This window comes from Methylobacterium frigidaeris, from assembly GCF_022179185.1.
Lineage (GTDB): Bacteria > Pseudomonadota > Alphaproteobacteria > Rhizobiales > Beijerinckiaceae > Methylobacterium > Methylobacterium frigidaeris.
Genome location: NZ_BPQJ01000352.1, coordinates 1 through 237, shown reverse-complemented (window position 1 = coordinate 237; position 237 = coordinate 1). Strand labels below are relative to the sequence as shown.

Annotated in this window: 1 protein-coding gene; it reads left to right on the top strand. The window is 62.9% G+C overall.

Going from position 1 to position 237, the window contains the following annotated elements:
• The coding region (locus tag MFF64_RS39205) for a rhodanese-like domain-containing protein (RefSeq protein WP_273557222.1) at positions 1-237 on the top strand (237 nt) is incomplete at both ends.

The window sequence follows — 237 nt, the reverse complement described above, 5'->3', positions numbered from 1 at the left end:
CCGACTGGGTCCAGGAGCACCTGGAGGACCCCAAGGTACGGGTCCTCGAGGTGGACGAGGACATCCTCCTCTACGACACCGGGCACATCCCGGGGGCCCAGAAGATTGACTGGCAGCGGGACTTCTGGGACCCGGTGGTCCGGGACTTCATCAGCGAGGAGGAGTTCGCCAAGCTCATGGAAAGGCTCGGCATCTCCAACGACACCACCGTGGTCCTCTACGGGGACAAGAACAACT